Here is a 12,871-nt window from a genome sequence, read left to right on the forward strand (position 1 = left end):
CGTAACGGCCACGATTGGTTTTCTCATTTTAACCTCCGTTCCCTTGTAGGGGGCTTTTCCGTTCATTATACAGCAAAACGAAGAAAATGAAACTATAACTTGCGCAACAAAAAAGGATGCACCGCAAATCGTGTGCATCCTTTTCCCGCTTCTTATCAAACCATATCCAGATTCTTCGCAATCTGGCCAAGAACGCCCTTGAAAACTTTCAAATCGCTCTCTAATACGCCTTCATAGAAGGACTGGTCGAGTGTCTTGGCAGCCTGCAGGCTTGCCTTTTCGACCTGTTTTGCCTTCTCGGTCATGTACAGTCTGTACTTTCTTGCATCTTCCGGCACGCGTTCCTTGCGGATCAGGCCGTTGTCGATCATGGATTTGACCATGACAGTAATGGTCGGATTCGTCAGGTGCAGATGTTCTTCCAGTGTCTTCTGGGTGACAACATCTTTTTTATGCGTGGAAAGGTAAGCGATAATCAGCGACTGACGTGCGGTCAGGCCGAACTTCTTCATGATGCCCGACTGACGAAGAAGCATACGCTTGTGCACCTGACCCAGGTTGTAGGTCAGCCCCAGCTTGTCGCTGTTGTTCAGATCTTCCGCTCTTAAATGAATCTGTTTCTTCATAGCTCTCACCCTTTCGATTATTGATTAACGCTCCATAAGGATAGGTATCCGGTCATGCGCTCTGGTCCATAGTCATGTAAATATGCAAATCATTCTTATAAAACAATTACAATTATTATACTACGTTCCCCCGAATTAAAAAAGGCGGATTTCATGATTGTCATGAAGTCCCCTGTCACCGGGCCCGGCTTTTGTCAGGCATTCCACGATAATTCTATGGGATCCGAGGCAACGGGAAGACCGCCTTCCGTAACGGTCCACCGGTCATCACGGCCGATTTCAGCGGAATACTCATGTTGACCCATGCGTATCTGAAAATAAACACGTCCATTCGATTCCCTTCTATAGACTGAGAACCGGTGATCCGTGACGCGGCAGCTTCCCTGCCAGACGACGTTCATGTTCTGCCGGATGATCAGAAACATCCTCGCGCCTTCTGTGTACTCATGAAATTCCGTCAGACGGCCGAAACCGTCATTAAAGAAAAACGTAGTCTCCTGCTTTCCCGTCCCGTCTTCCGTGAAGAGTGAACGAGTGCTGAATTCCTGATTTCCTTTTTCTTCCAGATCGTAAGCGGAATGAGCAATCACCGCCCTGTCCCCCGCCGCTTCTGCCTGCGTCCCGGCTGCTGCCAGGCCAAGTATTAGCACGATGCTCCATACACAGCGAAATTTCATGCATACCTCCTGCATGATTGGTATATAAGTATACTGTATATATTATAAAACATCGAACGCGCTATAGGAAGAAAAATATACGATTTATTCACAGCGGATAAAAACCGCCAAAACATAGCTATCTATTATATATTTCACGTTTTCTTGTAATGGGGTATAAATAGATTTTATACAATGTGAAATCCTTTTGCACGTGATATCCTGCATCTTGCCCCTTGATCGTTGACAAATTTAAATTTCCCTAAATTGAGTCATTGTCAACACGGTCAATTCTGTCATTCTCAAAATGTGAGGCGCATCTGGTACCAGGTGACATTCCCGTGGGAGGAGTTTGATTTTCCTTCATTTTCAAAGCCGAACTTTGCGTAATAGTGAATGAGCTCTTCTTTGCAGGTGAGAACGATTCCTTTCCTGCCCTGTTTTTTCGCGTCTTCTTTCATGGCTTCGATGAGGCGGCCGGCAAGACCAAGTCTCCGATAGGATGGGAGTGTGTTCAGCCCGAATATCATCTGCCAGTCCCCCGCTTCATCATGGAGGGAGGCATCGGCATACATCTCATCCCTAAGGTCTTTCTCATTTGTCACCATGCCGTCAATGAAGCCGGTCAAAATTCCGTCCGCATAAAGAAGGAAGAAATGGGAAGGATAGACGGAAAGGCGCGCAGCGATTTCTTCAGCCGTGGCAGCTTCTGCCGGCGGAAAGCATGCAGTCTCAACGTCCGCTAAATCCGCGGCATCGTCTGCTTTCCCTTTTCTTATCATGATTTCCATCATTCATAACCTCCGCCAAACATTAATACATCTCGTATTATAGGTATGTATTCAGATACCCCATGGGTTATAATATACGTTTCATTTATATTGTATAAAATTTTATTATATCGCTTATGCATTTTTGCTATTAAAAATCATCCATTTTGAGTTTGTGGGTTTGTGCTTTAGTCACTCAAATTTCTCTTTGTGTGACGTTCCGTCAAAAGGTAAATCAATGGTACGACGACGAGTGTCAGAAGCGTCGAGGTTGTGAGACCACCGATCAGGACGACGCCCATGGACTGGCGGAGCTCTGCGCCGGCGCCAAGGCCGAGGGCGACAGGTAGCATGCCGAGGATGGTCGAGAGTGTTGTCATGCAGATCGGACGAAGACGGAGCGAGCACGCTTCAAGGATCGCAGACTTCACATCCTTACCCCTGTCTCTTGCCTGGTTGGCATAGTCGACAAGGAGGATGGCATTCTTCGTGACAAGGCCGAGCAGCATCGTGAAACCGATGAGGGACATCATGTTTGCCGTCTGGTTGGCCAGAAGGAGCGCAAGCACGGCACCGATGACCGCGAAAGGAAGACTCATCATGATGACAAGCGGCTGGCGGAAGCTTTCAAATTCTGCACCGAGCACCATGTAAATAAGGATGATGGCAAGGATGACGGCTTTTGCAATTTCTTTGAAGACGCGGCCCATCATGTCCGAGTCGCCGATCAGCTTGTAATTGTAGCCGATTTCCATATTCATATCCGGAATAATCTTGTTCTGGATTTCACTCAGCAGTTCACCGGAAGAAATGCCGGCAGCATTCGCATAAACGGCAATCTGTCTCTGGCGTCCTTCGCGGCCGATACGGGTCGGGCCCGAGGAGAGCGTGACATCGGCAATATCACCCAGGCGGACGAAGGTGCCGTTCGTCGTGGAGACGCGAAGGTTCTGCACGTCGGAAAGCGTCCTTCTGTCGTCCTTTCCCATCTGGAGGATGATATCGTAGTCATCGTTTCCGATCGTGTAGGAATGACTCGTGCTCTTGCCCTGGAAGGCATACTGCACGACTTTGCCGACTTCTGTATTATCAAGGCCCAGCTGGCTTGCCTTGAGCTGATTCAGGCGAACAACGATTTCAGGCTCCGGAGAGATGCCGACGACTTCGACATCCGTTGCACCCGGCACCTGGCGGATGCGTTCGGCAAGATCGTTCGCATACCCCGTCAGTTTCTTCAAATCACTTCCGCGAAGGCCGATCTGGACAGGACGCGGATCATTGCGGCCGCCCTGGTTTGTGACGACACCGACCTGCATCGTGCCGATGTCCGAGAATTTCTTTCTAAGGTCTGCCATGATTTCCGTCATGGAGCGGTCTCTTTCATCGAGCGGCTTCAGCTTGATATTGATGCCGCCTTCATTGACAGGCGTTCTTGTGCCGCCCAGCCACATAGAAGAAACGCGGACTTCCGGCTCTTCCAGAATCGTTTCTTCCAATGGCTTGGACCATTCCTCCATCTGGAGAAGGCCCACGCCCGGAGGCGCTTTCAAGTTGACACGGAATTCACCCGAGTCATAGACAGGCTGCAGCTCAGTCCCTACGAACGGGATGAGGAGCAGGTTGAAACCAAGCGTTGCCACGGCGATGAGGACGATCTTCCACGGACGCTCGACGGCATACATCATGAAACGGTTATAGACAAGACGGATTCTCTCAAACCCGAAATTGAACTTGCGAAGGATCATGCTGACGATTCTCGGCCGTCCCTTGGTACTCACATCAGGAAGCTTCAGCCAGTAGGCGGAAAGCATCGGCGTCAGTGTATAGGCGCAGATCGTCGAGAAGACGACGGCGCAGGCGACGGTCAGCCCGAACTGCTTGAAGTACTGCCCGATTGTCTCACCCATGCTGCCGATCGGCACGAATACCGCCAGAAGGGACATGGATGTGGCAAGGATGGCCAGCATCAGTTCCTTCGTCGCATCGGCAGAGGCAATCTTCGGCCGCTTGCCGAGCTCCATGTGGCGGAAAATATTTTCAACAAGGACGATGGCATCGTCGATCAAAAAACCCACGGCCAGCGAAAGGCCCATGAGGGACATGTTATTCATCGTGAAATCGAGCGTCCGCATCAGGAAGAAGGTCGAGATGACGGACACAGGGATGGCGAGGCCGCCGATGATCGTCGCGCGAAGGTCCCCTAAGAAGAGGTACGTGATGAGGAGCGCGAGGAACCCGCCGAAAATGATCGTGTTCCATACGTCCCCTACGTTCTCGCGGATGAAGAGGGACTGGTCATTGATGATATTGACTTTGATATCCGGAGGGAGGTCGCTCTTCTCGATGGCAGAGAGCTCTTCATTGACGCTGTCGATGACATTGACCGTATTCGTCCTCGACTGCTTCCTGACAGACATGAGGACAGACGGCACACCGTTCGTGCGGGAGTACGTTTCTTCGTCTTTCCAAGCATCTTCGACATCAGCGACATCGGTCAGGTAGACCGGCTTCCCGTTGATATTGGCCACGACGATGTTCTTGAAATCATCGATCGTATTGAGCTTGCCCATCGTGCGGACGGTAATTGTATTGTGGTCGTCACGGATCTTGCCGCCCGGGGTATTAAGGTTCGCATTATTGACCTTGGCCAAGATTGTCTGGAAAGAAATGCCGTATGCTTTGAGCTTTTCCGAATTGACATGCACCTTCACTGCGCGGTCGGATGCACCGTGGACATTGACATCAGCAACGCCCTCGACCATCTGCAGGCGGTCGACGACGGAATCATTCAGGAGGCGGCGGATTTCCCCCGTACTCCTTGTGTCCGAAGAAAAGGAATATGTAGCGACAGGGCTTGATGCCGAATCGAAACGCGCAACGACTGGTTCATCGATGTCGTCAGGCAGACGTTTCCTCACGCCTGCCACTTTTTCGCGTACTTCGGACGCCATCTGTCTTGGATCCGTACCAATCTCAAATTCCAGCACCGTCTGGGAATATCCTTCACGGATGGTGCTGGTGATCGTCTTGATGCCAGAGACCTGGCTGATGCGGTTTTCTATAGGTTTGGTGACGAGCGTCTCCATTTCCTCCGGCGCCGTGCCTTCGTAGGTGACGGTGACGGCGACGAGCGGGAGATCGACGTCCGGATAGAGGTCGACGCCAAGCTTCGGGTACGACCACAGCCCGAATACCACGAAGACCAGGATGAACATGGTCGTGAATACGGGCCTGTTGATGAATGTCTTGATCATAGGCTCCCCCTGAAATCAGCCTTCGCCTGATACTTTGACCTGGCCGCCTTCCTTGAACTTATTCTGTCCTCCCGTGATGACCTGGTCCTTCTCTGAAAGGCCCGACAGCACTTCGACAAGGTTCTCTCCGATATAGCCCGTCGTGATGACCTTCCTCACGGCGCGGCCGTCTTCAATGACGTAGACCGTCCTCTGGTCGTCTCTCATGACGATCGCAGACATCGGAATCGTCAGCGCATTGTCCTTCGGGTTCGCCGTGAGCGTCGTATCGGCATACACGCCGCCGCGGAGCCTTCCATCCGAATTGTCTACGGAAACTTCCGCTTCAAACGTGCGGGCAGGCAGCGTCGCCACCGGGCTGACCCTTGTGATGATGCCCTGGACAGTCTTATTGTCCCCGCTCATGGACGGGATATGGATCTCGACAGGATTTCCGACAGCAATGCTCTGGACGTACCCTTCCGGCACATCGATCTTGGCAAGGAGCGTCGAAATATCTGCAATCTGGAAAAGGGCTGTGCCGACCTTGGCATAGTAGCCCTCCTGATAGTACCGTTTCTGGATGATGCCCGGACGCGGCGTCGTCACCCTCGTGCCGCCTGCCTGGGAGTCTGCGGAATTCAGATTTCCCTGTGCTGCATCCAGCTTGCCCTTCGCATTCTCCAGGGCGAACTGCTTATTGTCGAGGCTTTCTTTGGAAATAGCGCCTGCTGCGTAGAGCTTCGTATAACGCGCAAGATCTGCCTGCGCTTTTTCATAATCCGTCTTGGCATCCGCATAGAGCCCTTTGGCATTGAGAAGCGATGCATCCGTATCTGTCCGGTCAAGGATGGCAAGGACCTCGCCCGCGCTGACAGCATCGCCTTCATTGACGAGCACCTGTTCAATGCGTCCGTCCACCTTGGCGGCGACATCTGCCTGCCAGACAGGATCAAGCGTCCCCGAGAAGCGGAACTTTGGGACGATCGTCTTTCTCTCAGGATAAGCCGCCGTCACGACAGCGACCTTCTCCTTGCCGCTTCGGTTCGCCTCGGCTTTCTTCGCCTGGATATTCGCCCAGACGCGCCAGCCGATCAGCGCCAGAATGACCGCGCACACGATGAGCGCAATCGTTGTCTTTTTATTCTTAAAGTCCATGGTCATGCCTCCAGTCAAAAGGCAGCAGCCCGGAGCTGCGAATGCATCAGTTTTATTTATTGTACTATACAAGCCCCTTCTTCCATAGAAGGAAATGGAAATTATTCCATAAAAATTCCATGAAAAAAGAGGATGCACACTTTTCATGCACATCCTCTTCTATTAATTACTGATTACTCTTCGTTACCTCTCCAGATTAAGAGGTGGTACGTTCTTGACTGGCTGGGGAGCGCCCGGTGCCGGAGCATCCTCTTTGGGAACTTCAGCGGGCGGGGTTTCCGGGACAGATGGAGCAGATGGAGCGGAAGGAGCGGATGGCGCGCTGCCATTTCCTTCGGATGCTTTCTTCTGTTCTTCTACGATGCCCATGAACTGTTCGCCAGTGATGGTTTCCTTTTCATACAGGAATTTTGCAAGAGCATCGAGTGTTCTTCTGTTGTTTTCCAGAATCTGGACAGCCTTTTCGTACTGCTTCTTGATGAGGGCAGATACGGCTTTGTCGATTCTTGCCTGAGTTTCAGGCGAGCATGCGAGTGTCGTGTCTCCGCCGAGGTACTGGTTCGTGACGGTTTCCATAGCGACCATGCCGAATTCATCACTCATGCCGAAGCGTGTGATCATGGCTCTGGCAAGGCGGGTAGCCTTTTCGATATCGTTGGAAGCACCGCTTGTGGATGTATGGAATACGACTTCTTCAGCTGCGCGGCCGCCGGTCAGGGTAGCGATCTGGTTTTCCATTTCTTCCTTGCTCATGAGGTAATGGTTGCCTTCTTCGACCTGCATCGTGTAGCCGAGAGCGCCGCTTGTACGAGGAATGATTGTGATCTTCTGGACAGGAGCGGAATGTGTCTGCATGGCAGCCACGAGAGCGTGGCCGATTTCATGGTATGCGACGACGCATTTTTCCTTGTCTGTCAGGATCGCATGCTTCTTCTGGTAGCCTGCAATGACGACTTCGATGGATTCTTCCATGTCTTCCTGCGTTGCGACTTTTCTGTGGTCGCGGACAGCGCGGAGGGCTGCTTCGTTCACGATGTTCGCAAGCTCAGCGCCGGATGCGCCGGAAGCCATGCGCGCTACTTTGTCATAATCAATATTCGGAGCTGTCTTGATCTTGGCAGCATGAACCTTGAGGATTTCCACGCGGCCCTGAAGGTCTGGGAGGACGACCGGCACCTGGCGGTCGAAACGGCCCGGACGGGTCAGTGCGGGGTCGAGGGATTCCGGACGGTTTGTTGCCGCCAGAATGATGACGCCTGTGTTTTCTTCGAAGCCGTCCATCTCGGTGAGGAGCTGGTTCAGCGTCTGTTCACGTTCATCATTGCCGCCGATGGAGGTCGCGCCTCTCTTCTGGCCGATGGCATCGATTTCATCGATGAATACGATACATGGTGCTTTTTCCTTCGCCTGCTTGAAGAGGTCTCTGACCTTGGCTGCGCCCATGCCGACGAACATTTCTACGAATTCAGAACCGGAAATGGAGAAGAACGGTACGTTCGATTCCCCTGCGACTGCCTTGGCCAGCATGGTCTTGCCTGTGCCTGGCGGTCCGACGAGGAGGATGCCCTTCGGCATCTTCGCGCCGATTTCCTTGTACTTGGACGGATTGTGGAGGTATTCGACGACTTCCTGCAAGCCTTCCTTCGCTTCATCTTCACCGGCTACATCGGCAAAGCGGATGCCGTCTGTCGGTTTGACGAAGATCTTCGCATTGGATTTGCCGAGGCCGAACTGCATGGCTCCCGGTCCGCCTCCCATGTTTTTCATGAAACGCTTATTCATGTACTGGCCGATCCAGAAGAAAATCAGGATCGGGAGTACCCAGCTGAGCAGGATGGAAAGGATCGGGTTCATCTTGTCCACGATCTGTCCGGTGAATGTGACGCCGGAATCATGCAGACGGCTGACGAGCTGCGGGTCATTCATGAGAGCTGTCTTGTAAGTCTGCTTCGTGTCGCCCTTTTCCGTAAAGAGGATCTGGTCCTCATCCACTTCGACCTTGTCGATCTTCTTCTCATCCGTCAGGTTCATGAATGTCGAGTAGTCGACTTCCTTCACCTGCTGTTCACGCCATGCAGGCATGACCGCGGAGTTGAACAGAATCACCAGAAGGAAGATGATGACGTAGTACATCAAGACTGGCTTCTTCGGTGATTTCACCTCATTCATATTATTCATGGCTTTCCTTCTTTCCTTTACCTTCCACACCGAACAGGAATATGGTCTCCCAATAATCCGCCATCATCGCCGAAGCGATCCGGCCCCGGCTTTCTGCTTCAAACAAAGCGGCCATCTCGCCGCCGAAAATTTCCGCCATCACAGCGGCCGGCACATCGACGCGAAATTCGCCTCGCTGCTGGCCCTTCAGGAAAAATGCTCTCATCCTGTCGTCATACGAGCAGCGGCATGTGTCCACGCAGCTGTTGCCAGGAAGAGCCGAGCGGCAGAGGAACATCAGGTACTCGCGGTTGTCGCAGCACCAGCGCATCATTTCCGAAAGCGCATTGCGGCTCGTGATATCCTTCTCCGTAATGGCAAAAAGGCCTTCGACGACCTCTTCAGCCCTTTCCGTCAGGATTTCTTCTAAATGGTCTTTGGATGAATACACCCTGTAGAATGTCGCTTTGCTGATCCCGGCCGCCGCTGCCAGATCCCTGGCAGAGCCTCCCGGTTTCGTACAGAGCGCGGAAGCCAGCTTCTTCAATTCGTTTTCTCTCGTCCCCGTTTCCATAAAACACCTCTCTCATTTGCAACTATACTGTATCAAATAAGACACTTCTGTCTTAGATGAGACAATCATATCATACACATTGAAATGAGTCAATAGTGTCTCATGTGAAACTTGAGAGTCTTTTTTGAGACCCTCAGCTCTTGATGTGGAAGAAGTCTTCTGTGTTCTTTTTCGCTGCTTCGAGAAGCGGATCGAGGCGCACCTGCATGTACCTGGCAAGCGTTTCTGCCACGTAGGTAATGTTCTGCGGCACGTTCGTCCTTGGCAGGTGGTAGCCCCTCGGTGTGAGGTACGGCGCATCCGTCTCGATCATCACGCGGTCCAAAGGCAGGATGGAAACAGCGTCCTGCAGAGCCTCCCCGCGCCTTTCATCGCAGATCCATCCCGTGATGCCGATGTAGAAGCCCATATCGAGGAAGCGCTCAAGCGTTTTCTTGTCCCCCGTATAGCAGTGGACGATTGCACGGCGGCAGAGATCCTCATGGCCCTTGAAGCAGGCAATGAAATCATCCGCTGCATCCCTTTCGTGAAGGAAGAGCGGCTTTCCCGTTTCCTCAGCCACATCCAGAAGCTCTTTGAAGAAATGGATCTGGTTCTCCTTCTTCGAATACATGTGATCGTAATCAAGGCCCGTCTCTCCGACAGCCACGATTTTCGGATTCGTCATGACAAGCTCTCTGACGCGCTCAACATCTTCTTCCTTCGCCGTATCGGCGCTGTGCGGATGGATGCCCGCCGTGCCCCATACGTCATGATTTTTCACAAAATCTGCCACCAGCTCATTCTCACGCGCTTCCGAGCCGGTCAGGATGCAGCGCACCCCGGCCTCTTCCGCATTCCGTATGATCTTCTCCGGGTCCGGGAAGGAACGGGTGAACAGGTTCAAACCGATATCATAATATTTCGTTTCCATAATTCCTCCTTTTTTATTATTTTACCATGACATGAGGAAATCGTAAGAAACAGAGCCTTGCCGATTTGTATGGAAATAAAAAAGAACTGCGAGAAATGGTCATCCCATCTTTCACAGTCCTTTTATTATAAACTACTTATCATCTTTCTTTTCATCCGGCTTCATTCCCACATGCTTGTTTTTGCAGGGGTGCTTGTCCGAGCTCAGATTTTCAAGCTTCTGCTCGCGGTCATAGAGGGTTACATAGTACAGGTTGCCGTAGAATGCATTGTGGCGCAGGCGCCCGATGATTTCCACTTCCCTCACTCTGCCGTCCTTCGTGACGATGCGGTGGTTGACGAAGTGAATATTGTTCTTGTTCTTCTCAAGATGCGTCTGTCTCTTGATTTCCGAGCGGACATACTGGAGGTCTTCGGTATAGATGAGCTTCCAGACAGCGGTCCTGGTGTACTTCATGAAATCGTCCCAGTCCGTGCATCCGAAGAAATCGATGGCCATGTGGCTCGCAAAGAGAAGCTTGCCGCTCTTGTCTGCCTTGTAGACGATCATGGCACCAGGCATGCCGTTTGCCATATCGCTCAGGTTGAAGCCGAACTGGAAACGGTGGCGGAGTTCCGTCAGGGAAGAATCAAACTTCCTCCAGCCGGACTTGCCGTCGATCTTCGCGCCGTAGAGGGCGAAGTCTGCCTTGATGCAGAGGTTGCCGTAGTTGCTTCCCTGTTCAGGGTATGCAGCGCAGCCAAGCGACGAAGTGAAATGGATTTCCTTGTCGTTGAAACCGAAGATATGCGGTTCTTCCGTGAAGCGGCGCATATCATTGAAAACGCCTTCCTTATTATTGTAAGGACAGAAGATGACGAATTCATCGCCGCCGTTTCTGGTGATGATCGCATTGGCACTGAAAATGCGCTTCATGTCGCGGACGAAGGTCTTCAGTGCAAGATCCCCTGCCGCATGACCGTAGACGTCGTTGATGATTTTGAAATTATCCACGTCGACGGCAATGACCATCGCCGATTTTCTCGGGTTCGTACGCAGGTACTTGTCGACGGCGATGTCGCCGCCCTTTCTGTTGAATACGCCTGTCAGCGCATCTGTCTCGCCGATGAAGCGGAGACGCTTATTTCTCTGCCAGAGCCATGCAATGATGAATGTGGTGATGAGGCCTGCCCATGTGGAAATGAAGAGCAGCCAGAAGTTCACCCATCCGCCTGTCGGATGCATGATGAGGCGCCATTCGTCCCCATCGACGGTGCCGGAGGACTGGATCGTGCTCCATGCATCGATCGCCCTGTGCGTCGAGTTCTGATTCGTGTCGATCAAAGTGTACTCGGACTCACCATAGCCTTTTCTCATCAGCGTATAGACGATGCCCATCTGGTCGAGGCGGTCGATATTCGCCTCGTGGACGAGCTTGTCCTGGTCGACTGCTACCACGATGTAGCCCCAGAAGGATTTATCGGCAGTCCTGTCCATGAAAACAGGACGGACGACTGCCATACCCGTCGTGCCGTCTGCCATAGGAACGCCGGATTCAATGACGACGACATCCTGCGCTCTTCCATAAGCTGCGCGCTTGGCAAACTGGTTCTCTCCGAAAAGGTTGAAACCGGAAAGCACACTGCCGCTTTGCGGATAGATTGGGCGCACCTGTCCGTCCGGCGCCGTCTGGATCTCTATTTCACGCAAAGACTGGCTCATCGAGTAGAAGTAGAGATTACGCATGTAATCCCCCGGGGGAAGTCCCCTGTTCTCCATCAAATGGTCCTCGATGGCCGCTGAAATATTGATATACCTGTCCATGGCGCGGTTCAGACGCAGGATTTCTGCATCCGCGATCTGCTGCATCCAGTTCTGTAGGGTTTTTTCCTCCTGGACATAGAGAGCCCAGTCGAAGACAATCGTGCAGAGCAAGCCGATAATAATGATCGGCAAGTAAAAGAAGAAACGAAACCTTTTGAATTTGTCCATTTCTCTATTCTCCGCTTGTCAATTTATCAAAAAGGAATACTCCGTATTGCTGAAATAATAAACAAAAAATATACTGATTTATTAGAAAATATTATATCAGTTTTTATCGAAAATTGCTATATGTTAGATTTTCTTCAATAAGCTCTACTATGCTTAAAATTTTATAGATTTCTATTAATATAGATTTGAGTTTATTGTTAGTTTATATTTGGAAATAGTATGAATTATTATTGATTTTCATAATTTTTGTAAAATCGTATTCACTTTTCTGAATTCGCGATATATAGATTTCTCGCGTTTTCCGGGACTTAATGAAAATTTTTAGCGCTTTAAAGCATTCCCTGAAAACTTCGGTTTCTTCAAGCTTTATCGCAGCTTTGAGAGTGGGACTGGAAATTTTTCACAAAAAATGATATGATTACTTAGTAACTGAATATGCGGGTGTAGTTCATCGGTAGAACGCCAGCTTCCCAAGCTGGACAGGAGGGTTCGACTCCCTTCATCCGCTCCATGAAAAGCCAAGGAGGGCCCGACGGGTCCTCTTTTTTCTGTTATATCTATCTTGCAATTGTTCAAAAATAAATTGTTAACTCTTTATTCTTTGAATCTGATGAGAAAATAGGTTTACAATTCTTGTCAGCCCTGGAAAATATACTTTTTCTCAAAGAAATGAGCAAAAGCTGCTCCTTTTCTCCTTACAGAAATTTGACAAAATTTTTCTTGACACTCTTCGGTGATAGATGTACACTACTTTTATAGGAGAGCACTCCTTAGAGCATTTCCATAAGTACATAAGAGCGACAAGGGCGTCCG

At 50.9% G+C, this 12,871-nt stretch carries 9 protein-coding genes and 1 tRNA gene; 1 reads left to right on the forward strand and 9 read right to left on the reverse strand.

The features are described 5' to 3' along the window. Nucleotides 1-155: 155 nt before the first annotated feature. The 9 genes from M3200_RS05065 to M3200_RS05105 form a co-directional block, all read right to left on the reverse strand. Nucleotides 156-626: a MarR family winged helix-turn-helix transcriptional regulator gene (locus tag M3200_RS05065; protein ID WP_022382465.1), complete on the reverse strand. Its 471-nt coding sequence runs from the start codon at nt 624-626 to the stop codon at nt 156-158. Between the two features lie 194 nt (nt 627-820). Continuing rightward, complete coding sequence (locus M3200_RS05070) at nt 821-1,303, reverse strand: hypothetical protein (protein WP_022382466.1); 483 nt, start codon at nt 1,301-1,303, stop codon at nt 821-823. A gap of 281 nt (nt 1,304-1,584) precedes the next feature. Then, nucleotides 1,585-2,073, reverse strand: a complete 489-nt coding sequence (locus tag M3200_RS05075) for a GNAT family N-acetyltransferase (RefSeq protein ID WP_370797049.1) — start codon at nt 2,071-2,073, stop codon at nt 1,585-1,587. Nucleotides 2,074-2,240: 167 nt separating this feature from the next. Further along, complete coding sequence (locus tag M3200_RS05080) at nt 2,241-5,306, reverse strand: efflux RND transporter permease subunit (protein ID WP_022382468.1); 3,066 nt, start codon at nt 5,304-5,306, stop codon at nt 2,241-2,243. Nucleotides 5,307-5,321: 15 nt separating this feature from the next. Next, complete coding sequence (locus tag M3200_RS05085) at nt 5,322-6,443, reverse strand: efflux RND transporter periplasmic adaptor subunit (protein WP_288178161.1); 1,122 nt, start codon at nt 6,441-6,443, stop codon at nt 5,322-5,324. Between the two features lie 183 nt (nt 6,444-6,626). After that, complete coding sequence (ftsH, locus tag M3200_RS05090) at nt 6,627-8,621, reverse strand: ATP-dependent zinc metalloprotease FtsH (RefSeq protein WP_022382470.1); 1,995 nt, start codon at nt 8,619-8,621, stop codon at nt 6,627-6,629. Next, a complete protein-coding gene (locus tag M3200_RS05095) occupies nt 8,614-9,174 on the reverse strand; it encodes a TetR/AcrR family transcriptional regulator (protein ID WP_022382471.1) in 561 nt (186 codons plus the stop codon). The genes ftsH and M3200_RS05095 overlap by 8 nt, the downstream gene beginning before the upstream one ends. A gap of 133 nt (nt 9,175-9,307) precedes the next feature. Further along, nucleotides 9,308-10,087, reverse strand: coding sequence for a TatD family hydrolase (locus tag M3200_RS05100; protein WP_022382472.1), 780 nt, complete (start codon nt 10,085-10,087; stop codon nt 9,308-9,310). 132 nt (nt 10,088-10,219) lie between these two features. Next, nucleotides 10,220-12,058 carry a diguanylate cyclase gene (locus M3200_RS05105; protein ID WP_022382473.1) on the reverse strand — a complete coding sequence of 613 codons (1,839 nt, stop codon included), beginning with the start codon at nt 12,056-12,058 and terminating at the stop codon, nt 10,220-10,222. Nucleotides 12,059-12,495: 437 nt separating this feature from the next. On the opposite strand from M3200_RS05105, the gene M3200_RS05110 reads away from it, so the two are divergent. Further along, nucleotides 12,496-12,569: transfer RNA gene (locus M3200_RS05110), tRNA-Gly, on the forward strand. Nucleotides 12,570-12,871: the final 302 nt, after the last annotated feature.

The organism is Dialister sp. CAG:357 (assembly GCF_000435155.1).
In the GTDB taxonomy this organism is placed as follows: domain Bacteria; phylum Bacillota; class Negativicutes; order Veillonellales; family Dialisteraceae; genus Dialister; species Dialister hominis.